The sequence below is a fragment of the Arthrobacter sp. 10N418 genome (assembly GCF_056394725.1).
In genome coordinates this window covers 1-22835 of the sequence record NZ_JBFTIK010000008.1, presented here as the reverse complement: position 1 = coordinate 22835, position 22835 = coordinate 1, and the positions used below count along the sequence as shown (strand labels likewise).

The following is a 22835-nucleotide window of genomic DNA, read 5'->3' as shown; positions in this document are numbered from 1 at the left end:
CCTAGGAGACGGTGCCCAGTTCCTTGACGTCCGGGGCTTCCATCCGCGGGTCAGTCCCCAACAGCCGGCGCAGCGAGGCGAGCCGGGCCGGGCCGGAGCCTCCCGCGTGGCCGGCGGCCACCCAGGCGTCGACCCCGCAGTTGACGGCGGTGGAATCGTGCTTGCAGCCACGCTCGCAGTCATCGGTACCCGGCTCGAGGTCGGGGAAGGAGCGCAGGATCCGGTCCGGATCCACATGGGCCAGGCCGAAGGACCGGATGCCGGGGGTGTCGATGATCCAGCTGCCGGCCGGGGCATCGTTGACTTTCAGGGCCAGCGCCGAGGAGGAGGTGTGGCGTCCGCGGCCGGTCACGGCATTGACGCCGCCGGTGGCCCGCTCGGCTCCCGTGAGCGCGTTGACCATGGTGGACTTGCCGACGCCGGAGTGGCCCAGCATAACCGTGACCTTGCCGTCGAGGTAGCCGCGCAGCTGGGACACCGCGTCCTTATCCAGCCGCGCGGAGAGTCCGTCGTCCGAGCGGGCGTCGATGCCGGACGCAGCCGAATCCGCCGTCTTGGAGATGATCACCGGGAAGTCGAGGTGCCGGTAGTTGGACAACAGCTCCGCGGGGTCCTTGACGTCAGCCTTTGTGACGAGCAGCAGCGGTGCAATGCCGGCATCGTAGGCGGCCACGAGGGCCCGGTCGATGAAGCCTGTCCGCGGCTCCGGATTGGCCGCAGCGACCACCACCACGAGCTGGTCCGCGTTGGCGACGACGGCGCGTTCAATGGGGTCGGTGTCATCGGCGCTGCGCCGCAGGAGCGTCTTGCGGTCCTGGATCTTGACCAGGCGGGCGAGGGTGTCCGGTTCACCGCTGACGTCTCCGACCAGGGAGACGAAATCGCCGGCGACCACTGGGGAGCGGCGAAGTTCGCGGGCCCTGGCGGCGATGATCTTGCGTTCGTCGTCGGTGCCTTCGCCAACGACGGCAGTGTAGCGCCCGCGGTCCACGGTGATGATCCGCCCGGTGACCGCCTCGTCGTAGCTGGGCCGGTCCTTGGTCCGGGGGCGGGTGCCTTTTTTGTTGGGGCGGATCCGGACGTCGGATTCATCCCACGAGTCAGTGCTGCGTGCCAACAGTGGCATCCTTCTCTTCGGCGGGGGCCGCGTGTTCCGTGGCGGAGCCCGGCAGGGCACCGTGGGCCAGCATCGCGGTCCAGAGCTGCGGGAAGTCCGGCATGGTTTTGGCCGTGGTGCCGATGTCGTCGACTTCGACGCCGGGTACTGCCAGGCCCAGGATGGCGCCTGCCGTGGCCATACGGTGGTCCGCGTAACTGTGGACGACGCCCCCGTGCAGGGCTGCCGGGCGGATGATCAGGCCGTCGGAGGTTTCCTCGGCATCGCCGCCGAGTCGGTTGATTTCGGCTACCAGTGCGGCGAGACGGTCCGTCTCGTGTCCCCTGAGGTGCGCGATGCCGCTCAGGCGCGAAGGGCCGGTAGCCAGGGCGCACAGGGCTGCGACGGTGGGGGCGAGTTCGCTCGTTTCGTCGAAGTCGGCGCCCCGGATCTCCGGCCCGCCGGTGACGGTGAGTGTGCCGTTTTCCAGCGTGACGGCGGCTCCCATGGTGGCCAGGATGCTGCGCCAGAGATCGCCGACCTGGGTGGTCCCGGACGGCCAGTCCGGGATCCGCACCGTGCCGCGGGTGGCCAGGGCCGCCGCCAGGAACGGGCCGGCGTTGGAGAGGTCTTGTTCGATCCTGTGGTCGAAAGCCCTGATGCTGCCGGGCGAGACGATCCAGTGGTCCGGGCGCGAGTCGTCCACGTCTACGCCCACGCCGCGCAGCACGGAAACGGTCATATTGATGTGGTCGAGGCTCGGCACGGGCGGTCCGACGTGCTCCAGGTGCAGCCCGTCCGCGAAGCGCGCCCCGGCCAGCAGCAGCGCGGACACGAACTGCGAGGAGGCGCTGGCGTCGATGACAAGGTGGCCGCCGTGCACTGCGCCGGCGCCCTGCACGGTGAACGGCAGCGAGGACGCCGGGCCGCCGTCGGGGCTGCCGACCGCGACGCCGAGCCCCGTGAGGGCCTCGATGATGGTTCCCATCGGCCGCTTGCGGGCGTGTGGGTCCCCGTCAAAGAGTGTCAGGCCCTGGCGCAAGGCAGCGACCGGGGGAACGAACCGCATGACGGTGCCGGCCAGGCCGCAGTCGATGGACGCCGTGGTTGCGGGTGCGTCGAGGCTGATCGGGGTGATGCTCAGGTCAGGGCCAAAGGCGCCGTCGCCGGGGACTTCAGTGATGGTGGCCCCGAGTTGGCGCAAGGCGTCGATCATGAGGGCCGAATCACGGGAGTGCAGGGGGGCGCGCAACCGCGACGGCCCGTCTGCGAGGGCTGCCAGCACCAGGTACCTGTTGGTCAGGGACTTGGACCCCGGGACCGTAACGGTGGCGTCGACCGGCCGACCGGCGAACGGGGCCGGCCAATGCAGGCCGCTGCCGGACGGGGCCGGGCCGGATGGTGCGGTGGAGGTGGCGCCAGTCATTGCCGTCTTAGGCCCCGACTGCGTGGTCTACGGCCTTGCGCACTGCTTTGTCGGCCTTCTTCAGCCGCTTGCCGGTGTTCTTCCTGGCATCGGCGGCGAGGTGCCCCGCGTTCTTTCTGGCGTCGGCGGCGAGGTGCTCGGCGCGCCAGGCCAGGCTCGGTTTGCCGGCTGTGTCCACGGAGGCCAGCAGCACGCCCCCGGTGAGCGAGACGTTCTTGAGGAGCTGCTTGCGGCGGGCGTCCCGGCCCTGCTTGGAGGAGATGTCCGCACTGCGCCATTCAACGTAGCCGTTGAGAGCGGAGATAACGGCCAGGACAGTGGCGGCAAGGCGGGCCGATTTGCCGAGGGCAAAGCACGCGCCTGCGCCGATCTGGGTGCCGCCAATGACCCGGGCCAGCACTTTCTCGTTGGTCTGGAACGGCAGCGATTCGGCCGCGCGGCGCAACAGGGGAGACAGCTGTGCCGCAGTGTCATCCGCGTTCCTTAGCTTGTCCATGCCTGCGAGGACGAAACTGGAGGCGAGCATGGGTCGGGCGAGAAAACGGACAAAGGACATGAATTTCCTCCTGGATGGACGAGCCGCGGACGCTGTGCGGGAGAACCGGTTCCAGTCTTGCACTTTTGCGGAATATTTGCCTGTTGCGGGTGGTTGTGAATTGCAGGTCCCCGACACGCTTTGTGGCCGGGTTATGAGCAAGTCGGGCCCGTAATGACGGGCCTGGAGACGCTTGGGCCAGCAATTGGCGGTCAAAGGAGGCAACGGTTTGATTCTAGTGAAGGACGGCGTAAAGCTGACCGGCCCGCCGGGACCCGCGCGGCTGGATGCAGGCGCGCTGGAAGCCTGGGACATGACGGTGCGGGCCCTCGGGGCAGACGCTGCGGCGGCGTTTTCGGCCGGCCGCAGAAAGGTGACAGTAGACTTGAAGGCAATGAGCACCATGGACCCGGCCGTTGCGGCCATGCACGAGGTTGCCGGAAACGACGCCAAACCCGCTGAGACACCCGTTGCCGGCCCGGAAAGTGCTGTGCAGGAGACCCTGGTCGACGGGAAGCCGCTGGACGTCGCCACCGAGACCACAGAAGAGCGCCGGCTGCGCTTTGAGCGTGACGCCATGCAGTATGTGGACCAGTTGTATTCCGCGGCCATGAGGATGGCACGGAATCCCTCGGACGCGGAGGACCTCGTCCAGGAGGCGTACACCAAGGCGTTTTCAGCCTTCCACCAGTACAAGCCCGGCACCAATTTGAAGGCGTGGCTGTACCGCATCCTCACCAACACCTACATCAACCTGTACCGCAAGCGGCAGCGCGAGCCGCTGCAGTCGAATTCGGACACGATCGAAGACTGGCAGCTGGCCCGCGCAGAATCCCACACATCGTCGGGACTGCGTTCGGCCGAGGCTGAGGCGCTTGACCACCTCCCCGACTCGGACGTGAAGCGCGCCCTGCAGTCGATCCCCGAGGAGTTCCGGCTCGCCGTCTACTTCGCCGACGTCGAGGGCTTCGCGTACAAAGAGATTTCAGACATCATGAACACCCCGATCGGGACTGTCATGTCCCGGCTGCACCGCGGCCGGAAGATGCTGCGGGATATGCTCGCCGACTACGCCGCCGAGCGGGGATTCCGGGCCGCAGATTCCACCGCGGCGGCCGAGAGCAACCAACAGGAGAACAGGAAATGAGCGACTGCCAAGGACTGGGCGACTGCGACGACGCCCGGATGCAACGCATTTATGAGTACCTGGATGGGGCGCTCACGCATGACGACATCGCTGAGATCAAGGACCACCTGAACAGTTGCCCGGAGTGCTTTGAGCAGTACGACCTCGAGTGTGTCATCCGCGTGATGGTGAAGCGGTCGTGCACGGAGGCGGCTCCCGAAAACCTCAAGAATTCCATCCTGGACCGGATCCATTCGATCCGGTCGGTCGAGGCCTGAGACAAGTATTAAGCGAAAGACCCCGGCAACCTTAGGTTTCCGGGGTCTTTCGCTTAAAGCTGTTATTCCAAGCCTTGGCTTAGGCGTTGGGGCGCTTACCGTGGTTCGCGCCGCCACGCTTACGGTCACGACGTTTACGTGCACGCTTGCTCATAGCTGGCCTCCTTAATCTTGGTACTCAAAAGAGCTGCCCTCAAGTCTCCCACATCACGGCACGCGCCGCGAACCGGGAGCCGGCCTGCGCCGGGGTTCAGCCCTCCAGTGAGTTGCGGATGGAGATCCTGGCCTGGTCCAGCACCGTCTTGACCGTCTCGAGCGTAACCGCGGTGACGGGCCTGCTGCCGGCATGGCGCCGAAGCTCGACCCGGATGTCGTCCCGGAACCCCTGGACCAGCATTTCCGCTTCCCTCAGCCGGCGGTCGCCCTCCTGGGAGTACCGGGCGCCGGCCTGCGTCCCGGGCGCTGTTCCCGCGGAACGGACGGTGGAACGGGCCGCCTCCGCGGTCGCGGCCAGGTCAGCCCGGAGGCCGCGCATGTTGACCCTGATGTCCTGCCGGAGGTTGTCGGCGAGCCGGCGCACCGACGCGGAGATGTCGTTCTCCACTCCCGCGAGTTCGTCCCGCCGGTTGTTGAGCTCCAAGAGTCCCGCCGCAGTGATGCTGTAGTTGGTGCGCCGGCCCTCCGCTTGGGTGGCCACCAGCCCCTCTTCCTCAAGCTTGCCCAGGCGCGGGTAGATCGTGCCTGCACTGGGGGAGTAGGTCCCGCCGAAGCGGTCGCTGAGGGCCTTGATGAGCTCGTACCCGTGTTTGGGGCCGGACTCGAGCAGCGCCAGCAGGTACAGCCGCAGCGCACCGTGGGCAAAGACCGGGGGCATCAGAGCCCCGCTTCGTGATCCGCGGTCGGCTGGCCGTGGAAGATCGAGGTCTTGCCCGAGACCGAGTTCGTGCGGACCAGCATGAGCTTTTCATCCGGCCCGGCGATCGTTTGGACGGTGCCGCCGGGCTGGGCGTACTTCTGGTCGTCTATGACGACGGCGCCGCTGGCCGTCTTTGCGATGATGTCGACTCCGACGTCGTGCGGGACCCGGATGGTGACGTCGCCCGAGACCGAGTTGGCGCCGAAATCCCGGGTGAAGCCGTGGAGGTCAAAGCTGAGGTCGCCGCTGACGGTGTTGGCGCGGATGTTGCTGAACTCCCCTGAGGCCGTCACTTCACCGGAGACGCTCTTGGCTGTCAGTACGCCGTGGTGGTTGCGGGCGATCACCTCGCCGCTGACCGTATTGACGGAGAGATCCCCGGACGTGCCGTCGGCCAGCACGGAACCGGAAACGGTGTTCAGGCGCGTGTGGCCGCTGATTCCGGCCACCATGCCGTCCCCGCTGACGGTTCCCGCTTCAACCTCGACGCCGGCAGGCAGGGCGATGCTGATGACCACGGAGTTGCTGCTGTTGTTGTTGACGGTACCCATCAGGTTCTTGAACCAGCCCTGCGCGCCGTGGAGCTGGTGCCGGACTTCCAGCCGGCCGTTGACCAGGACGATCGAGAGCGGGTCGCCACTGATTTCGGAGACTTCGATCCGGGCAACGTCCTCATCATGGGTGACAACGTCGAAACGGCCGCGCACGATTCCGAGCTTGAGCGCGCGGACGCCGTCGACGTCGATGGTCTGGGGACCGGTGACGGTCCACGTGTTCTCTGACATGGGTTCCTCCGGAAAGCGATGCGGGAGTCGGGACGAATTGCGATATATCGCGACTGTTTAAGTCACGATATATCGCGCCCTACCGCCCGTCAAGATATATCGCGATACTCCCCGGCGGAATGGCCCTCGCAATGCGGACTGCCATGTGCTGGTTGCGCGGTGCGGAGGCCTACTCCGGCGCGTCAGTTCCGAGCCACTGGAACCAGCCGCGGTGCAGCACGAGCCAGGCCATGAGTCCGTAGCCGGCCTGGCCCGGCGTCCCGCCGTTGGCGGCCAGGTCCTGGCGCCACTGTTCGTGGTTCAGCAGCGGGGAGAAGGTGTCCACGTAGAGGTGCTTCCGGCGCGTGGTCACGTCGGCGAATGCCGTGTTGAGCTCGCCGAGCCGGCGGTTCTGCGTCGGGTCCAGGGTGGGCGGCGGCCCCACGACGAAGACTTCGATCTTGTTCTGCGTGGCGGAGTCCAGGATGTTCGCCAGGTTCAGCCGGCTCCGCGCGGTGGAGAGGCCGAATTCGATGTCGCGGCCGGACAGGCCGATCACCAGGCGGTTCTCGTGGTGGTGGCCGAACCGGCGGCCCGCCTCCTCGAACCAGCGCGCAGCCAGTGCCTCCGTGCCTTCCTCGGGACACGGCAGGGAGTAGCTTTCGAGTTCCAGGCCGTCCTGGGGCGTGCGGGCCAGGACGCGGCCGAACCAGCCCAGCGCGCGTGGATCACCAAGCCCGGCCAACAGCTCGTCCCCAACGGCCGCAATGCGCAACTTTCGATCTTCCACGACTACCTCTTCACTCCACGCTGTTCATTAAACAAAGCTGCCCGGCCGGAGTTGCGTGATTCAGTCTCCGGCCGGGCAGCGATGACACTATTTACGGGCGAACGCCTGCTTGAGCAGGCTGTCCTGTTCGGCCGCGTGGCGCTTCATCGACCCTGCGGCGGTGGAAGCCGAGGCGGGGCGCGAAACGAGGCGCACACGGCGGTCCAGCGCGTCCGGAAGGTTGAGGCCGATGAACGGCCACGGACCCTGGTTGGCGGGCTCGTCCTGCGCCCAGACCACTTCGGCGTTGGGGTACTTGGCCAGCTCCGCGGCAATCGCGGCGGCCGGCAGCGGGTACAGCTGCTCAACGCGGACGATCGCCGTCGTCTTGTCCTCGGTCTTCTGCCGCGTGGACAGGAGATCGTAGTACAGGCGGCCGGAGACCAGCAGGACGCGTTCGACGGCGTCCGGCTGCAGCTGCTCGTGCTCGGGGATGACGGGCAGGAAGGAACCCGTGGTGAAGTCCTGCACGGAGGACGCTGCGGCCTTGAGGCGGAGCAGCTGCTTCGGGGTGAAGATGATCAGCGGCTTGCGCGGCCTGCTGTAGGCCTGGCGGCGCAGCAGGTGGAAGTGCGAGGCCGACGTCGTCGGGTTTGCCACGATCATGTTCTCTTCGGCACACATCTGCAGGAAGCGCTCGATGCGGGCGGAGGAGTGGTCCGGTCCCTGGCCTTCGTAGCCGTGCGGCAGCATCAGCACGAGCGAGGAGCGCTGGCCCCACTTCTGCTCGGCCGAGGAAATGAACTCGTCAATGATGGTCTGCGCGCCGTTGACGAAGTCACCGAACTGCGCCTCCCACAGCACGAGGGCATCCGGGCGCTCGACGGAGTAGCCGTATTCGAAGCCCATGGCAGCGTATTCCGAGAGCAGGGAGTCGTAGATCCACAGCTTGGCCTGGTCCTCCGAGAGGTGGGCCAGGGGCAGCCACTCGTCGCCGTTGGCGCGGTCATGGAAGACGGCATGGCGCTGCACGAACGTGCCGCGGCGCGAGTCCTGGCCGGCCAGCCGGACCGGGACGCCTTCCATGATGAGCGAACCGAAGGCCGCGAGCTCGCCGAAGCCCCAGTCGATGCCGCCTTCACGGGACATCAGCTCACGCTTCTCAAGGAGCTGTTTGAGCTTGGCGTGGACGGTGAAGCCCTCGGGGATCTCGATGTGGGCCTTGCCGATGCGGGCCAGCATTTCCGTGGAAATCGCGGTCGACGCCGGGGCCTTGACGCCGGTATCGGACTGCTGGGCCATGGGGCGCTCGATGTCGGACACGGCGGCGGAATCGGCCGTGATGATCGGAATCGGGGACGTCTGTGCGGCATGGGTTTCGGCGAAGACGCGCTCCAGGCGTTCCTGGTAGTCGCGCAGCAGCTGCTCGGCTTCTTCCTCGGTGATGTCACCGCGGCCGATCAGCGATTCGGTGTACAGCTTGCGGACCGAACGCTTGGCTTCGATCAGGTTGTACATCAGCGGCTGCGTCATCGAGGGGTCGTCGCCCTCGTTGTGGCCGCGGCGGCGGTAGCAGACCATGTCGATGACAACGTCCTTGTGGAAGCGCTGGCGGAACTCGTACGCGAGCTGGCCGATCCGGACCACGGCCTCCGGATCATCCCCGTTCACGTGGAACACCGGTGCCTGGATCATCTTGGCGACGTCCGTGGAGTAGGTGGACGACCGGGACGACGACGGCGCGGTGGTGAAACCGACCTGGTTGTTCACTACGATGTGGATGGTGCCGCCGGTGCGGTAGCCGCGCAGCTGGGAAAGGTTCAGTGTTTCCGCAACGACGCCCTGGCCCGCGAAAGCAGCGTCGCCGTGCACCATGATCGGCAGCACGGGGAAGGCTTCGCCCTGGTCCAGGCGGTCCTGCTTGGCGCGGACGATGCCCTCCAGGACGGAGTCCACGGCTTCCAGGTGGGACGGGTTCGCGGCGAGGTAGACCTTGGTCTCCTTGCCGGCGTCGGAGGTGAAGGTGCCTTCGGTGCCGAGGTGGTATTTCACGTCGCCGGAGCCCTGCACGGAGCGCGGGTCCTGCGTGCCTTCGAATTCGCGGAAGACCTGCGCGTAGGTCTTGCCCGCGATGTTGGTGAGCACGTTGAGCCGGCCGCGGTGGGCCATGCCGATGGCAACCTCGTCGAGCTCGTCGTCGGCCGCGTCGGAGATGATGGCGTCGAGCAGCGGAATCAGGGACTCGCCGCCTTCCAGGGAGAAACGTTTCTGGCCGACGAACTTCGTCTGCAGGAACGTCTCGAAGGCTTCGGCAGCGTTGAGCTTGGAGACAATGCGCAGCTGCTCATCGCGGCTCGGCTTGGAGTACGGGTGCTCGATCTGGTCCTGGAACCACTTGCGCTCGGCCGGGTCCTGGATGTGCATGTATTCGATGCCGGCCGTGCGGCAGTAGGCGTCGCGGAGGACGCCGAGGATGTCACGGAACTTCAGCATCGGCTTGCCGCCGAAACCGCCCGTGGGCCATTCGCGGTCCAGGTCCCACAGGGTCAGGCCGTAGGTCAGGACGTCGAGGTCCGGGTGCTTGCGCTGGACATACTCGAGCGGATCGGTGTCCGCCATGAGGTGGCCCCGGACGCGGTAGGCGTGGATCAGCTGCTGGATCCTGGCGACCTTGTTGATTTCGTCGGCCGGGTCCACCTGCAGGTCCGGGCTCCAACGCACGGGCTCGTACGGAATGCGGAGGGACTCGAAGATCTCGTCGTAGAAGTTCTGGGCGCCAAGCAGGAGCTGGTGGACCAGCTTCAGGAACTCGCCGCTGCCGGCACCCTGGATGACGCGGTGGTCATAGGTGGACGTCAGAGTGAGGACCTTGCTGATGGCGTTGTGCGCGATGATCTTTTCGCTGGCACCCTGGAATTCCGCGGGGTAGTCCAGCGCGCCGACGCCGATGATGGCGGCCTGGCCCTTGGACAGGCGGGGTACCGAGTGCACGGTGCCGATGCCGCCAGGGTTGGTCAGGGAAACGGTGGTACCGGAGTGGTCATCAGCCGTCAGCTTGCCCGCGCGGGCACGCTTGATCAGGTCCTCGTAGGTGTGCCAGAACTCGGAAAAGTTGAGTGTCTCCGCCTTCTTGATGTTCGGCACCATGAGCAGTCGGGTGCCGTCCGGCTTGGGCATGTCGATGGCAATGCCGAAGTTCACGTGGGCCGGCTGCACGGCCACGGGCTTGCCGTCGACCACGTCGTAGTAGACGTTCATCGACGGAAACTGGGAGAGGGCGCGGATGACGGCGTAGCCGATCAGGTGCGTGAAGGAAACCTTGCCGCCGCGGGCGCGGGCGAGGTTGGAGTTGATGACCACCCGGTTGTCAATCAGCAGCTTCGCAGGGATGGCACGGACGCTTGTGGCGGTCGGCACTTCGAGGCTGGTGATCATGTTGGAGGCGATGGCCTTCGCCGGGCCGCGGAGGACGGAGACGACATCTTCCTCGGGGGCCGTAGGGGCCTTGACGTTCTTGGGCAGCTGGGCCGGAATCGGCTGGGCGGCGGTCCCGGCGTCCTGGCTGCGGCCGCCGTCGCGGGCGACAGTGGCGGGGGCCTTCTGGGCGGGAGCAGGAGCCGGTGCTGCAGTCGCGGCCGGGGCAGGAACCGGAGCGGGTGCTGCAGGCGCTGCCGGCGGCGCTGCCGGAGCCGCGGCAGCAGGCGCTACAACGGGAAGTTCACGTGTCGTGGGGTGCGCAACAGGTGCTGCGCCTGACGTTCCGTTGGCAGACGAGCCATCACCGGCGTCGAAGGATTCGAACAGGGGCCACCACTTGGCGTCAACCGTGTTCTTGTCCTGCTGGTAACGCTCGTACAGTTCGTCAACGAGCCACTCGTTTCCGCCAAATTCCTCTGGTAGACGGTGGCTAGGCTGCTCTGGCACTTGAAATACGCCTCTTCCATGAGTTTGATTCCTCTGGTTTCCACGGTGCCGCGGCACGACGATCGAACCAGTCTCTGCGTCCAGTGAACCCAGACCCATGCCAGTCTAGTGACGATTCTTGCCAAACCGCCAATAAGCGTGACTCAAATCATGAACTCGTCCGGACGCCGCAGTTCAGCGCCGCGACATTGTCCGCCGGGCGGCTCCGCAGGGCCGCGCCGCGGCCTCGCCGGCCTCGCCTAGAATCGCAGGGAGGACCCGTGTGGCGCCGGGAATGCATGTTAACACTGAGTACGCCTACAAAGGAGCAACCGTGCGTTTCCTGAATGAGCCCACCACCGACCTGACCTACTCCGACCTCTTCCTGGTGCCGTCCCGTTCCGATGTCACCTCGCGGCTCGATGTGGACCTCGCCGCGGACGACGGCACGGGCTCGGCCATTCCGCTGGTCGCCGCGAACATGACGGCGGTGACAGGCAAGCGGATGGCCGAAACCATGGCGCGCCGCGGCGGACTGGCGGTCCTGCCGCAGGATGTGCCGCTCGATGTCATCCGGGACGTCACGGCCTGGATCAAGACCCGCCACCCGGTGCTGGAAACCCCGGTCAGCCTGACTCCCGCGGACACGGTGATCGATGCCCTCCACCTCATGGGCAAGCGCCCGCATGGGGCCGTGGTGGTCGTGGACGAAGCCGGTGCCGTCGCGGGGGTCGTCCGCGCGGCCGACTGCGAGGGCCAGGACCGCTTCGCCTCGCTGGCCTCCGTGATCCGCCACCAGCCGCTGGTCCTGGACGCTGAAACGCTCGACGGCGGCTCGGACGCCGGCCTCCGCCGGGCCTTTGATGCGATGGATGCCGCCGGCACGGACTACGCGCCCGTGCAGCAGGCCCGCGTCCTGGCCGGCGTCCTCACCAGGAAGGGCGCCCTGCGTTCCACGCTGTACCGCCCGTCCCTGGATGGGGACGGCAAGCTCAAGGTGGCTGCCGCCGTCGGGATCAACGGTGACGTTGCCGGGCGGGCCGCCGAACTGCTGGCCGCCGGCGTTAACGTGCTCGTCCTTGATACCGCGCACGGACACCAGCAGAAGATGTTCGAAGCCCTGGCCGCCGTGAAGGGCCTCAATCCCGGCGTGCCTGTGGTGGCCGGCAACGTCGTCACAGCCGGGGCGACGCGCGAGCTGATCGAGGCCGGGGCGGACATCGTCAAGGTCGGCGTCGGCCCTGGCGCCATGTGCACCACCCGCATGATGACGGCCGTGGGGCGCCCGCAGTTCTCGGCCGTTCTCGAGTGTTCCGCCGCGGCCAGGGATGCCGGCGGCAGGGTGTGGGCCGACGGCGGGGTCCGCTACCCGCGCGACGTCGCCCTGGCCCTGGCCGCAGGCGCCAGCCAGGTCATGATCGGTTCCTGGTTTGCCGGCACGCACGAAAGCCCGGGTGACCTTCAGCTGGACGCCAACGGGAGGCAATACAAGGAGAGCTTCGGCATGGCTTCGGCCAGGGCTGTCCAGAACCGCAACCAGCGCGAGGGCGCCTTCGAGAGAGACCGGAAAGCCCTGTTCGAGGAGGGCATTTCCACGTCCCGGATGTACGTGGACGCCGCCCGGCCGGGCGTGGAGGACCTGCTGGACATGATCACCGCCGGTCTGCGCAGCTCCATGAGCTACGCCGGTGCGGCCGACCTCGCCACCTTCCGGGAACGTGCCGTGGCGGGGATCCAGTCCGCGGCAGGCTACGAGGAAGGCCGTCCGGTCCCGCAGAGCTGGTAATTCCGGCGGCCGGCGGTGGCTGCTCCTGTAGACTGGCATTCTTATGGACAGTAAATCTAGGTGCCGGCCTGGGGGCTGTCAGCGCAGAACGCCCGCCGTTCCCGCACAGCCCACCCGCAGAGCCGGCAAACCCCGAACACGTGCCCATCATTCTCCGGCAGGGCACCACGCCGGAGTCTTCCAGGAAACAGGGTCGGCCTCCGCTGACCATCCTCCGCCGGGGCGAAAGCTCCAGCGATCACGCTGCCGGAGCACACTGCTCCAGCACTCCAGCCTGCACCAGTGCGCCGCGCCGGAAGCAGGCCGCTAATGGAGTGGATCCTCCTTGCGGCAGGCCTCCTGCTCATTCTCGGCACAGGCTTCTTCGTGGCCGTCGAATTTTCCCTGGTCGCCCTTGACCAGTCCACTGTCCAGCGCGCCGTGGACAGCGGCGATACCGCCGCCGCGCCCTTGCTCAGGTGCCTCAAGTCCCTCTCCACCCAGCTTTCCAGCTGCCAGCTCGGCATCACCATGACCACCCTCCTGACCGGTTACGTCATGGAACCTTCCGTCGGCCAGCTGCTCGAAGGCCCCCTGACCGCCGTCGGGGTTCCCGTGGCAGCCGCCGTCTCCGTCTCACTGGTCATCGCGATGATCATTGCGACGCTACTGTCCATGCTGATCGGCGAGCTGGTGCCCAAGAACATGGCAATCGCGCTGTCCTTTCCGATCGGCAAGGCCCTTGCCCGGCCGCAGCTGGTCTTCACCGCCGTCTTCAAGCCGGCCATCGTGGTCCTCAACGGGTTCTCCAACAAGGTCCTCAACATCTTTGGCCTCGAGGCCAAGGAGGAGATCTCCGGTGCCCGGACCCCCGCCGAGCTGGCCTCACTCGTGCGCCGGTCCGCGGCGATGGGCACCCTCGACGTCGGGACCGCCAACTTCGTCGCGCGCACACTTAAGTTCTCCGGGCGTACGGCAGCCGACGTCATGACCCCGCGGATCCGGGTCGAGACGATCGACGCCGACCAGCCGGTCTCGGACATCGTGGAGGCGGCCAAACGCACCGGCTACTCCCGGTTCCCGGTGATCGGCGAATCCTCGGACGACATCCGCGGAGTGGTGCATATCAAGAAAGCGATCGCCGTCCCCTCGGACCGGCGTGCAAACCTCCAGGCCGGCGCCATCATGACCGATGTCCTGCGCGTGCCCGAAACCATCCACCTCGACGCCCTGCTCGCCGAGCTTCGCGAAGGCAACCTGCAGCTGGCCGTGGTCCTGGACGAATACGGCGGAACAGCTGGCGTGGCCACGCTTGAGGACCTTGTCGAAGAAATCGTCGGGGAAGTCGCCGATGAACACGACAAGGTCCGGCCCGGGCTGCTCCAGAGCGCCTCGGGTGACTGGTACTTCCCTGGCCTGCTCCGCCCCGATGAACTCTCCGAACAGATCCCGGGCCTTTCCGTGCCAGACGAAGCTGCCTACGAAACAGTGGGCGGGTATGTGATGAGCGAGCTCGGCCGCATCGCCATGGTGGGGGACACCGTCGCCGTCGGCGGCGGGACGCTGAGCGTGACCCGGATGGACGGGCGCAGGATCGACCGGATCTGCTTCCGGCCCGTCCGGGTTCCCGGCGTTGACCACCCAGCCGGCCAGGCGGGTGCCGCATGAGCGACTGGGTAGGAATTCTCTGGCTTGCCGTCCTCCTGGTCGGCAACGCCTTCTTCGTGGCCGCAGAATTCGCGGTCATGTCCGCGCGCCGGAGCCAGATCGAGCCGCTGGCCGAGGCCGGATCCGTGCGCGCACAGACGACGCTGCGCGCCATGGAAAACGTCTCGCTGATGCTTGCCTGCGCGCAGCTCGGCATCACGGTGTGCTCCCTCCTGATCCTGCAGGTTGCGGAACCCGCGATCCACCACCTCCTGGCGGTGCCGCTCGGGGCGGTAGGCGTTCCGACGGAAATTGCGGATATCGCGGCGTTCGCCGTGGCACTCCTGGCTGTCACGTTCCTGCACGTGACCTTTGGCGAGATGGTGCCGAAAAACATCTCCGTCTCGGTTGCGGACAAGGCGGCACTCTTGCTCGCTCCGCCGCTGATCTTCATTGCCCGGATGCTGAAGCCGGCCATCGTGGCCCTGAACTGGTCCGCGAACCACATCCTCCGGCTCCTGCGGATCGAGCCGAAGGATGAGGTCACGTCCTCGTTCACACTCGAGGAGGTCCAGTCGATTGTGCAGGAATCCACGCGTCACGGGCTGGTGGATGACGACGCCGGGCTGATCACCGGTGCGCTGGAGTTCTCCGAACACGCCGCGTCCCACGTGATGGTCCCGCTGGACAAGCTCGTGATGCTCAAAGCGGCCACCACGCCGGCGGAATTCGAGAAGGCCGTGAGCCGGACCGGGTTCTCCCGCTTTCCGATGCTCGATGACGACGGCATGCTTTCGGGCTACCTCCACATCAAGGATGTGCTCTCCATCCCGGAGGCCGGCTACCACACGCCGATTGCGGAGAGCCACATCCGGTCCCTGGCGAACCTGGCCATGGACGACGAGATCGAGAAAGCCATGTCCGTCATGCAGCGGACCGGATCGCATCTGGCCCGCGTGATTGGCCCGGACGGACTGACCCAGGGCGTGCTGTTCCTCGAGGACGTGATCGAGCAGCTCGTCGGCGAGATACGGGACGCGACGCAGGCCACGGGCTACCGGAGGCTCGGGCAGGATCAGTAGCCATCGCGGTAGCTTCGGCGCCGGGTCGCCCCGACCGGTAGCTGCGCCGGGTAGCCCCGACCGGTAGCTTCGGCGCCGGGTATCCCTAAATAGGAATGATTCCTATTTAGGGATACACTCGAGCTGTTGCTAATGCTCCTGATTCTCAATAACAGATCCGAGGTCTCCCGTGCGCCGTCCCGCTGCCCGTGCCATGGCGGCCGCCCTTGCCGGCGCCGCCATACTGCTCACAGCCTGCGGCGGACCCATGCAGGGGAGATCCCGGGGCACGCCCGGGGACGGCGTCGTCAACGTCGTGGCCTCCACCAGCGTCTATGGGGACATCGTCCGCAGCATCGGCGGGGACAAGGTTCATGTCAGCTCCATCATCACGCGCACGAGCCAGGATCCGCACTCCTACGAGGCCACCACCCAGGACAAGCTGGCCGTCTCCAAGGCCGAACTCGTGGTCGAGAACGGCGGCGGCTACGACGACTTCATCCGCAAGCTCGCCGATGACACCGGGCTCGACGGCAATAACGTCCTGAGCGCCGTGGCAGTCTCCGGGCTCGCTCCCCAGGGCGCTGCCGGGCCATCGGCCGCCTCCGATGCCGCCGGCGGCGGGAAGGCCGGCTTCAATGAGCATGTCTGGTACAGCCTGCCCGCCATGACGCGCCTGGCCGACACCATCGCCGACAAGCTCGGCAGCCTGGAACCTTCCTCCGCGGCGATCTTCCGGACCAACGCGGCGGCGTTCAAGGACTCGCTCGGCGCCCTGTCGGCCAGGCTCTCGGCCATCAAGGCGTCAGCGGGCCACGCGGCGGTGGCCATCACCGAGCCCGTACCGTTGTACCTGCTCGAAACCGCCGGTCTGGAAAACAAAACTCCGGCCGGGTACACCACGGCGATCGAAGAAGGTGCCGATGTCCCGCCCTCCGTCCTCAAGGCTGCCGTAGATCTCGTCGGTTCAGGCGGAATCCGGTTCCTGGCCTACAACCCGCAGACCGAAGGACCGCAGACCCTGGCGGTGAAGAAGGCCGCCCAGGCTGCGGGCGTTCCGGTGCTGAACTTCAGCGAAACCCTGCCCGAAGGCCAGTCATACCTGCAGTGGATGGGCGGCAACGTGGACAGCATCAGCAAGGCCCTGGCCTAGCGGCAACCAGGCCGCAAACCGGTCCTCACCAGCCGGCCCGGGCCTAAGATAATCGCAACAGCGTGAGCAGTCGGCTCCGCAGGAAATCGAGGAAACCTCCTTTGACACCAGTAGTGAGCCTCCGTGGTGCCGCTCTCGCGTTCGGCAGGCGGACCCTGTGGGAGGGCCTGGACCTCGACATCAACCCGGGCGAATTCTTTGCTGTGCTCGGGCCCAACGGCAGCGGCAAGACCACCTTCCTCAAGGTCCTCCTCGGACTGCAGGAGCTGAGCGCCGGCACGGCCGTGCTTGACGGCAGGCCGGTTGAACGGGGAAGCCGGGCCATCGGCTACATCCCGCAGCAGAAGTCTTTCGATCCCGATACGCCGCTGCGCGCCCGCGACCTCGTGGGCCTGGGCGTAGACGGCCACCGCTGGGGCATCCGGATCGGTGCCGCGAAAGTGAACCGCAAAATCGATGAACTGCTGGAACTCGTGGGTGCAGAGGAATATGCCAAGGTACCGGTGGGCCAGTTGTCCGGCGGCGAGCAGCAGCGCCTGCGGGTGGCCCAGGCCCTCGCGACCGGCCCCAAGGTGTTGCTGTGCGACGAACCGCTGCTGTCCCTGGACCTGCAGCACCAGCAGGCCGTCAGCTCGCTGATTGACAAACAGTGCCACGAGGCCGACAGCGCGGTCGTCTTCGTCACGCATGAGATCAACCCGATCATGGACTACGTGGACCGGGTCCTGTACCTGGCCGGCGGCCGGTTCCGCGTCGGAACGCCCGCCGAGGTCATGACGACGGAGGTCCTCTCCGATCTGTACGGCAGCCATGTGGAAGTGGTCCAGGCGAACGGCCGCCTGATCGTGGTGGGGCTCCCGGACGCCACGACGCACCACCATGAGGACGCGCACGCGGTGGCGGGGGAGATGGGCTGACATGGATCTGGGTGCCGTGCTGAATTCAATCTTCAACTTCGAGAACTATGGCGAACTGCTGGTCCTCGTGCAGAACTCCATCTGGGCCGGAGCCGTGCTCGGCCTGCTGGGTGGCCTGATGGGAACCTTCGTGATGAAGCGGGACCTGGCCTTCGCCGTCCACGGTATCTCCGAGCTCTCGTTCGCCGGGGCGGCCTTCGCGCTGCTGATCGGTGCGGACATCATCGTGGGCTCTCTGGCGGGATCCGTGACGGCTGCCCTGGTGCTCGGCGTGATGGGCGTGCGTGCACGGGACAAGAACTCGATCATCGGCGTCATCATGCCGTTCGGGCTTGGCCTGGGCATCCTCTTCCTCTCGCTCTACGAGGGCCGGGCGGCCAACAAGTTCGGCCTGCTCACGGGGCAGATCGTGTCTGTCGGAACCGTCCAGCTGCAGGTGCTGGCCGCCGTCGCCGTGCTGGTCATGCTGGCGCTCGTCGCCATCTGGCGGCCGCTCACCTTCGCCAGTGTGGACCCAGACGTCGCGACGGCCCGCGGCGTGCCGGTCCGGGCCCTCGCGATCGGCTTCATGGTGCTGCTCGGCGTGAGCGTGGCGCTGTCCATCCAGATCGTGGGCGCACTCCTGGTGCTGGCGCTGCTCATCACTCCGGCGGCGGCCGCCCTGAGGGTGACGTCCTCCCCGCGGCTGGTGGTGAGCCTGAGCGTGGTCTTCGCCATGACCGCGACGGTCGGCGGCATCCTGCTGGCCCTCGGCGGCCGGCTTCCAATCAGCCCCTATGTGACCACGCTGTCCTTCCTGATCTACGTGGTGTGCCGGGTGGTCGGCGGCATCCGGACGAAGCGGGGAATCAACGGGCGGGTCCTGCGGGTTTCCCCGGCGTCGGCTGCCTGAGGCGCGGCGCGGTAGGGTGCAGCCATGGGCATTGGATTGAAGAGGGCGGGGAAGCGATTCCTGTGCGTCGCTGCACTGGTGCTCGTGCCGATGGTGTCACTGGTGGCCTGCGTGGCGGACCCGCTTCCGCCGGATATGTCGGCCCGCGAGGCCTTTGCCCGGAGCGTCCTGGCTGCGGCGATCTCCGGTTCGGTGGAGGAGGTCGAAAAGCTGGTCCCGGAGGATCGCGTCAACGTCCGTCCCGAGGCACAACAATTGGTCGATTCCACCCGGGGATGGGCGCCGGGTTCCTGGCAGATCGGCCTCAGCAACGACTTCCCGGAAGTGGCCAGCGTCGAGGCGTCACGAAAGGGCCACGCAGCCACTGTCGACTACATGATCTCCTGGAGCAATGAGCGCTGGGGCCTGGTCATCGGAACCTCAAAAAATCGACCGACGGGAGGCGCCGGCCTGGGACCCGGCAACGGATCCGACCTCAAGACGCCGCTCGTGGAGCCGGCGACTGTTCCCGCGACGGGTGCCGGGACTGTCCCGCCGGGCTGCCGCGATGCCGGTTACGGCCAGAGCGGCACGGCCGGCCCGCTCGAGTGCGGCTCGTTTACCTCAACGTCAGCGAACGCCCCTGGCCAGAACCTGTACTGGCTGACCTCCACGCCGCTGCACATGAGCTTCAACCGTCTGGGCGGGTCGCTGACCATGGTGGTGCAGATGCCGTGCGGAGTGCTGAATGTGCCCGTCACCATCGATTCGTTCGGGCTGACTCCTGATCCCGCTGCAATGGCGGAGTCGGCTGACGGATGTGCCGGCCCGGAGGCTGGATATCGGACCTGGACGACCGACTACTTCAGGGCGCCGTCGATCTATACACTGGACGCGCAGTCGCTGGTGCTCGCCAACGAGCTGGGCCGGATCAGGTTCAATCGGGACTAGGGCGGACCGGTCGGCACAACTCCGGCTAAGCGCCGCCCTGCAGGGCCGTGCACTCGCGGCAGAGCCCGAAGATCTCCACAGTATGTTCCACGGCCGTGAAGCCGTGCTCTTTCGCGATCCGGGCTGCCCAGGCCTCGACGGCGGGTGCTTCCACTTCTACGGTCTTGCCGCAGCTGCGGCACAGCAGGTGGTGGTGGTGTCCGGTGACAGCGCAGCGCCGGTACACGGCCTCGCCGTCGGCGTTCCGCAGCACATCCACGAGCCCGTCGTCGGCGAGGGACTGAAGGATCCGGTAGGAGGTGGCGAGGGATACGGCGGTTCCGCGCTCCTGCAGGATCCGGTGCAGCTCCTGGGTGCTGACGAAGTCCGCCAGTTCGTCCAGGGCGGCACTGACCGCGAGGCGCTGCTTCGTGACGCGCTGCTCCTTGCCGGCCGCGGGTGCCGTGGCCGGAGTCGGGCTGCTGCCGGCGGGGGCGCCCTGGGACATCGTGGAACTCGCTTCGCTGGTGGGTCTCGCCAAGGGGGTGGCAATGTCCAAGATTACCAGCCGGGCTTCGTGGACACTGCGGCGACGAGTGCCTAGGCTGGCCGGATGAAGCTGACGAAATTCGCCCATGCCTGTGTCCGCCTCGAAAAGGGCGGCAGTGTCCTGGTGTTCGACCCGGGGACCTTCTCCGAGACCGACCAGGCGCTTGCCGGCGCAGATGCGGTGCTCATCACCCATGAGCATGGGGATCACGTGGATGTCGATGCCGTCGTCGCAGCACTGCTGGGCAACAGCTCGCTGCAGCTTTTCGCACCCGAGGCAGTGGCGGGAACGCTGCGGGGAAAGGCGGGCGATGCTGCCGACCGGATCCATACCGTGGCAGCTGGCGAGGACTTTGAGGCTGCAGGGTTCTCAATCCGGAGTTTCGGCGGCCAGCACGCCTTGATCCACCCGCAGATTCCGGTGGTGGCCAACGTCGGCTACCTGGTGGATTCCAATGTCTACCACCCGGGCGACTCCTTTGCGATTCCCGACGGCATCGATGTCCGCACATTGCTGGTACCCATCCACGCCCCGTGGAACAAGGTGGGCGAAGTGGTGGACTTTGTGATCGGTGTCCGCGCACCCAGGGCCTTCCCGATCCACGATGCGCTCCTCAACCAGGCCGGCCTTGGGCTTATCGAGGCCCACGTGACCCGGATCGGCGCCAGGTACGGAACGGAGTACCAGCACCTTTCCAGCGGCGATTCCGTCGAGGTGTAGGGAGCTAGTCCGGCCAGGCGCCGGTTGCGAAGAACCTGCCGAGGGTCGCCTCATGCGGTCCGGGATCCAGCCCCTGGGCACGTAGCCACTCCGGGTGGTAGTAGTTGCCTGCGTAGCGGTCGCCGCCGTCGCACATCAGTGAGACGACACTGCCGCGGCGGCCCTCGGCGATCATCCCGGCGATGAGTTGCCACACGCCCCACAGGTTGGTGCCGGTCGACGGGCCGGCGTGCAGCCCGGCGTGCTCCTGCAGGTGCCGCATCGCCGCTACCGATGCCGCGTCCGGGACCTGGATCATGTGGTCGATCACGGCCGGAACGAAGCTCGGCTCCATCCGCGGCCGGCCGATGCCCTCGATCCGGGAGGGCAGGCCCCGCGCGGCACCAGAGGCGGCAGCACCGGCGTCGCGGGCGTCCAGCCAGCCCGGGTAGAACGCCGAGTTCTCCGGATCCACCACGGCGAGGCGCGTGCCGTGGCGGTGGTACCGGAGGTAGCGGCCGATCGTGGCGCTGGTGCCTCCGGTGCCGGCGCCCACCACGATCCATTCGGGGACCGGATGCTCTTCAAATGCCAGCTGGCCGAAAATCGACTCGGCGATGTTGTTGTTGCCGCGCCAGTCGGTGGCCCGCTCGGCGTACGTGAACTGGTCCATGTAGTGGCCGTTGCTGCTCCTGGCCAGTTCGGCGGCAGCCTCGTAGACCTCGGAGGCGTGCTCCACCAGCAGGCAGGATCCGCCGAACTGTTCGATCAGGGCGATCTTCTCCCTGCTGGTGGTCCGCGTCATGACGGCGATGAACGGCAGCCCCAACAGTTGCGCAAAGTAGGCCTCCGAGACAGCCGTGCTGCCGCTGGAGGCCTCCACGATGGTGGTGCCCTCCCGGATCCAGCCGTTGACCAGACCGAACAGGAACAGCGAACGTGCCAGCCGGTGCTTCAGGCTGCCCGTGCGGTGCGTGGACTCGTCCTTCAGGTACAGCTGCACCCCCCAATGGTCCGGGAGCGGCACGGAATAGAGGTGGGTGTCGGCGGACCGGTTGTTCTCGGCGCTGATCCTGCGGACGGCTTCGTCCGCCCAGGCCCGGTCCTGCTTGCGCGCGGTGTTCACCGCTTCAGCCTACCGGGGCGGAGGGACCCCGAAGATAGAGTGGGCGCATGGACACCCTCATCGATGCAGCTGCCCTGAAGGACCAACTGGACGGCGCGCGCGAAGCTGGCCGGCGCACGGTTTTGCTGGACGTGCGCTGGGCGCTGGGTGACCCGCACGGTCACGACCACTATTTGCGCGGACACATCCCCGGAGCGGTCTTCGTCGATCTCGCCACTGAGCTCGCCGGCCCGGCCGATTCCGGCCGCGGACGCCATCCCCTTCCTCCGCCGGAGCAGTTCCAGCAGTCTGCGCGCAGCTGGGGCCTCCGGAGCGGGGACGTGGTGGTGGCCTACGACGACAGCGGCAATATGGCAGCCGCAAGGCTGTGGTGGATGCTGCGCAACGCCGGGTTCGTGGACGTGTTCCTGCTCGACGGCGGCCTGGCCGCCTGGCGTGCCGCCGGGTACGAACTCGCGGACGGGCCTGAGCAGCCGGCACCGGGGAATGTGACTCTCGCTGATGGTGCCATGCCCGTGATCGACGCCGGGCAGGCAGCGGCGTGGGGCCGCCGCGGAGTGCTGCTCGACGCCCGGGCAGGGGAGCGGTACCGCGGCGAGATTGAACCCGTGGATCCCCGCGCCGGGCACATTCCCGGCGCGCTGAGCGCGCCCACCACCGGGAATCTGGCGTCGGATGGGCATTTCCTGCCGCCGGCGGAGCTTCGGGAGCGCTTCGGGCTGCTCGGTGTCCGGTCCGGCGTGCCCCTCGCGGTGTACTGCGGTTCCGGCGTGACGGCAGCCCACGAAATCGCGGCGCTGGAGATCGCCGGCTTTTCCGCGGCACTGTACCCGGGTTCGTTTTCGGAATGGTCCAACAATCCTTCAAACGACGTTGCAACAGGCGCCGCGCCGTCAGGCAGCGACCCCTCCCGGGACTAGGGGCCTCGTGGCGGCCGACATTCCCGCCACGTGATGCCGCTTCCGTGCCTTCATGCGATGCCGCTGTTCTCGGCGGTTATGCCCGTCCATCGGTTCTGTTGCCCTTCCGCCGTGGCATGGCAGCCCTGGTGTTCCGGGCAGGGGTGGTGCGGTGGAGTGGTAGGTGTGGCCGGTGGGGGTTTGTATCTGGACGGTGTGTCTGGTGCTGCCGGTGGCACCCGGATTGATTGCCGTTCTGTTGCTCCATCCGGGGGTTTCTTTGGTGTGGTTGCAGGCTTCGCAGAGTCCTTGGCCGTTGGTGTGGGTGGTGGGGCCGTTGTTGTGCCAGGGGATGATGTGGTCCAGGTGGCGGATGGGGGCGTCGCAGTAGGGGGTGCGGCAGG

The 22835-nt window shown here is 67.0% G+C and carries 22 protein-coding genes; 11 read left to right on the top strand and 11 right to left on the bottom strand.

Going from position 1 to position 22835, the window contains the following annotated elements:
- Position 1 precedes the first annotated feature (1 nt).
- The 3 genes from rsgA to AC1DCZ_RS08220 are packed head-to-tail and all read right to left on the bottom strand — an operon-like array spanning position 2 to position 3078.
- The gene (gene rsgA, locus AC1DCZ_RS08230; RefSeq protein ID WP_476974149.1) at positions 2-1117 is read right to left on the bottom strand and encodes a ribosome small subunit-dependent GTPase A; all 1116 of its coding nucleotides are present in this window, start codon (positions 1115-1117) and stop codon (positions 2-4) included.
- Positions 1101-2522: a 3-phosphoshikimate 1-carboxyvinyltransferase gene (gene aroA, locus AC1DCZ_RS08225; protein ID WP_476974148.1), complete on the bottom strand. Its 1422-nt coding sequence runs from the start codon at positions 2520-2522 to the stop codon at positions 1101-1103. Before aroA ends, rsgA begins: the two co-directional genes overlap by 17 nt.
- A 7-nt stretch (positions 2523-2529) precedes the next feature.
- Entirely contained in the window at positions 2530-3078 is a 549-nt protein-coding gene (locus tag AC1DCZ_RS08220; protein ID WP_476974147.1) for a DoxX family protein, read from the bottom strand.
- Between the two features lie 373 nt (positions 3079-3451).
- On the opposite strand from AC1DCZ_RS08220, the gene AC1DCZ_RS08215 reads away from it, so the two are divergent.
- Both AC1DCZ_RS08215 and rsrA read left to right on the top strand, forming a co-directional pair.
- Positions 3452-4204 (top strand): sigma-70 family RNA polymerase sigma factor, encoded by a 753-nt coding sequence (locus tag AC1DCZ_RS08215; RefSeq protein ID WP_476895325.1) that lies wholly within the window; start codon positions 3452-3454, stop codon positions 4202-4204.
- Entirely contained in the window at positions 4201-4461 is a 261-nt protein-coding gene (gene rsrA / locus AC1DCZ_RS08210) for a mycothiol system anti-sigma-R factor (protein ID WP_476974146.1), read from the top strand. The genes AC1DCZ_RS08215 and rsrA overlap by 4 nt, the downstream gene beginning before the upstream one ends.
- Before the next feature lie 79 nt (positions 4462-4540).
- On the opposite strand, the gene AC1DCZ_RS08205 is transcribed toward rsrA, so the two are convergent.
- The 5 genes from AC1DCZ_RS08205 to AC1DCZ_RS08185 form a co-directional block, all read right to left on the bottom strand.
- Positions 4541-4615, bottom strand: coding sequence for a 50S ribosomal protein bL37 (locus AC1DCZ_RS08205; protein ID WP_104061284.1), 75 nt, complete (start codon positions 4613-4615; stop codon positions 4541-4543).
- Between the two features lie 96 nt (positions 4616-4711).
- On the bottom strand, positions 4712-5335 hold the full coding sequence (locus tag AC1DCZ_RS08200) for a PadR family transcriptional regulator (RefSeq protein ID WP_476974145.1): 624 nt from the start codon (positions 5333-5335) through the stop codon (positions 4712-4714).
- Positions 5335-6162 carry a DUF4097 family beta strand repeat-containing protein gene (locus AC1DCZ_RS08195; protein WP_476974144.1) on the bottom strand — a complete coding sequence of 276 codons (828 nt, stop codon included), beginning with the start codon at positions 6160-6162 and terminating at the stop codon, positions 5335-5337. Before AC1DCZ_RS08195 ends, AC1DCZ_RS08200 begins: the two co-directional genes overlap by 1 nt.
- A gap of 169 nt (positions 6163-6331) precedes the next feature.
- Positions 6332-6931, bottom strand: coding sequence for a GDSL-type esterase/lipase family protein (locus AC1DCZ_RS08190; protein ID WP_476974143.1), 600 nt, complete (start codon positions 6929-6931; stop codon positions 6332-6334).
- A gap of 87 nt (positions 6932-7018) precedes the next feature.
- Positions 7019-10834: a multifunctional oxoglutarate decarboxylase/oxoglutarate dehydrogenase thiamine pyrophosphate-binding subunit/dihydrolipoyllysine-residue succinyltransferase subunit gene (locus AC1DCZ_RS08185; RefSeq protein ID WP_476974142.1), complete on the bottom strand. Its 3816-nt coding sequence runs from the start codon at positions 10832-10834 to the stop codon at positions 7019-7021.
- A 313-nt stretch (positions 10835-11147) separates the two neighbouring features.
- Here AC1DCZ_RS08185 and AC1DCZ_RS08180 point away from each other — a divergent pair, with 313 nt between their 5' ends.
- From AC1DCZ_RS08180 to AC1DCZ_RS08150, 7 genes are all read left to right on the top strand, one after another.
- Positions 11148-12599 carry a GuaB1 family IMP dehydrogenase-related protein gene (locus tag AC1DCZ_RS08180; protein WP_476974141.1) on the top strand — a complete coding sequence of 484 codons (1452 nt, stop codon included), beginning with the start codon at positions 11148-11150 and terminating at the stop codon, positions 12597-12599.
- A gap of 309 nt (positions 12600-12908) precedes the next feature.
- Complete coding sequence (locus AC1DCZ_RS08175; RefSeq protein WP_476974140.1) at positions 12909-14246, top strand: hemolysin family protein; 1338 nt, start codon at positions 12909-12911, stop codon at positions 14244-14246.
- A complete protein-coding gene (locus AC1DCZ_RS08170) occupies positions 14243-15307 on the top strand; it encodes a hemolysin family protein (protein ID WP_476974139.1) in 1065 nt (354 codons plus the stop codon). Before AC1DCZ_RS08175 ends, AC1DCZ_RS08170 begins: the two co-directional genes overlap by 4 nt.
- Before the next feature lie 169 nt (positions 15308-15476).
- Positions 15477-16439 (top strand): metal ABC transporter solute-binding protein, Zn/Mn family, encoded by a 963-nt coding sequence (locus AC1DCZ_RS08165; RefSeq protein ID WP_476974138.1) that lies wholly within the window; start codon positions 15477-15479, stop codon positions 16437-16439.
- A gap of 101 nt (positions 16440-16540) precedes the next feature.
- A complete protein-coding gene (locus AC1DCZ_RS08160) occupies positions 16541-17356 on the top strand; it encodes a metal ABC transporter ATP-binding protein (protein WP_476974137.1) in 816 nt (271 codons plus the stop codon).
- 1 nt (position 17357) lies between these two features.
- Entirely contained in the window at positions 17358-18248 is an 891-nt protein-coding gene (locus tag AC1DCZ_RS08155; RefSeq protein WP_476974136.1) for a metal ABC transporter permease, read from the top strand.
- 24 nt (positions 18249-18272) lie between these two features.
- Positions 18273-19178, top strand: a complete 906-nt coding sequence (locus tag AC1DCZ_RS08150) for a hypothetical protein (RefSeq protein ID WP_476974135.1) — start codon at positions 18273-18275, stop codon at positions 19176-19178.
- 25 nt (positions 19179-19203) lie between these two features.
- On the opposite strand, the gene AC1DCZ_RS08145 is transcribed toward AC1DCZ_RS08150, so the two are convergent.
- The gene (locus AC1DCZ_RS08145; RefSeq protein WP_476974264.1) at positions 19204-19665 is read right to left on the bottom strand and encodes a Fur family transcriptional regulator; all 462 of its coding nucleotides are present in this window, start codon (positions 19663-19665) and stop codon (positions 19204-19206) included.
- 105 nt (positions 19666-19770) lie between these two features.
- On the opposite strand from AC1DCZ_RS08145, the gene AC1DCZ_RS08140 reads away from it, so the two are divergent.
- A complete protein-coding gene (locus AC1DCZ_RS08140; RefSeq protein WP_476974134.1) occupies positions 19771-20427 on the top strand; it encodes an MBL fold metallo-hydrolase in 657 nt (218 codons plus the stop codon).
- Positions 20428-20431: 4 nt separating this feature from the next.
- Here AC1DCZ_RS08140 and AC1DCZ_RS08135 read toward each other — a convergent pair whose 3' ends face one another.
- Entirely contained in the window at positions 20432-21532 is a 1101-nt protein-coding gene (locus AC1DCZ_RS08135) for a PLP-dependent cysteine synthase family protein (RefSeq protein WP_476974133.1), read from the bottom strand.
- Between the two features lie 47 nt (positions 21533-21579).
- On the opposite strand from AC1DCZ_RS08135, the gene AC1DCZ_RS08130 reads away from it, so the two are divergent.
- On the top strand, positions 21580-22452 hold the full coding sequence (locus AC1DCZ_RS08130; RefSeq protein WP_476974132.1) for a sulfurtransferase: 873 nt from the start codon (positions 21580-21582) through the stop codon (positions 22450-22452).
- On the opposite strand, the gene AC1DCZ_RS08125 is transcribed toward AC1DCZ_RS08130, so the two are convergent.
- The coding region (locus tag AC1DCZ_RS08125; protein WP_476974131.1) for an HNH endonuclease at positions 22426-22835 on the bottom strand (410 nt) is incomplete at its 5' end. The genes AC1DCZ_RS08130 and AC1DCZ_RS08125 overlap by 27 nt on opposite strands.

What these genes read in the sequence shown, in the direction of transcription:
- aroA (WP_476974148.1), bottom strand. Translation starts at nt 2,522, where the DNA reads ATGACTGGCGCCACCTCCACCGCACCATCCGGCCCGGCCCCGTCCGGC.
- AC1DCZ_RS08130 (WP_476974132.1), top strand. Translation starts at nt 21,580, where the DNA reads ATGGACACCCTCATCGATGCAGCTGCCCTGAAGGACCAACTGGACGGC.
- AC1DCZ_RS08215 (WP_476895325.1), top strand. Translation starts at nt 3,452, where the DNA reads ATGAGCACCATGGACCCGGCCGTTGCGGCCATGCACGAGGTTGCCGGA.
- AC1DCZ_RS08170 (WP_476974139.1), top strand. Translation starts at nt 14,243, where the DNA reads ATGAGCGACTGGGTAGGAATTCTCTGGCTTGCCGTCCTCCTGGTCGGC.
- AC1DCZ_RS08200 (WP_476974145.1), bottom strand. Translation starts at nt 5,335, where the DNA reads ATGCCCCCGGTCTTTGCCCACGGTGCGCTGCGGCTGTACCTGCTGGCG.
- AC1DCZ_RS08175 (WP_476974140.1), top strand. Translation starts at nt 12,909, where the DNA reads ATGGAGTGGATCCTCCTTGCGGCAGGCCTCCTGCTCATTCTCGGCACA.
- AC1DCZ_RS08150 (WP_476974135.1), top strand. Translation starts at nt 18,273, where the DNA reads ATGGGCATTGGATTGAAGAGGGCGGGGAAGCGATTCCTGTGCGTCGCT.
- AC1DCZ_RS08155 (WP_476974136.1), top strand. Translation starts at nt 17,358, where the DNA reads ATGGATCTGGGTGCCGTGCTGAATTCAATCTTCAACTTCGAGAACTAT.
- AC1DCZ_RS08220 (WP_476974147.1), bottom strand. Translation starts at nt 3,078, where the DNA reads ATGTCCTTTGTCCGTTTTCTCGCCCGACCCATGCTCGCCTCCAGTTTC.
- AC1DCZ_RS08140 (WP_476974134.1), top strand. Translation starts at nt 19,771, where the DNA reads ATGAAGCTGACGAAATTCGCCCATGCCTGTGTCCGCCTCGAAAAGGGC.
- rsrA (WP_476974146.1), top strand. Translation starts at nt 4,201, where the DNA reads ATGAGCGACTGCCAAGGACTGGGCGACTGCGACGACGCCCGGATGCAA.
- AC1DCZ_RS08145 (WP_476974264.1), bottom strand. Translation starts at nt 19,665, where the DNA reads ATGTCCCAGGGCGCCCCCGCCGGCAGCAGCCCGACTCCGGCCACGGCA.
- AC1DCZ_RS08195 (WP_476974144.1), bottom strand. Translation starts at nt 6,162, where the DNA reads ATGTCAGAGAACACGTGGACCGTCACCGGTCCCCAGACCATCGACGTC.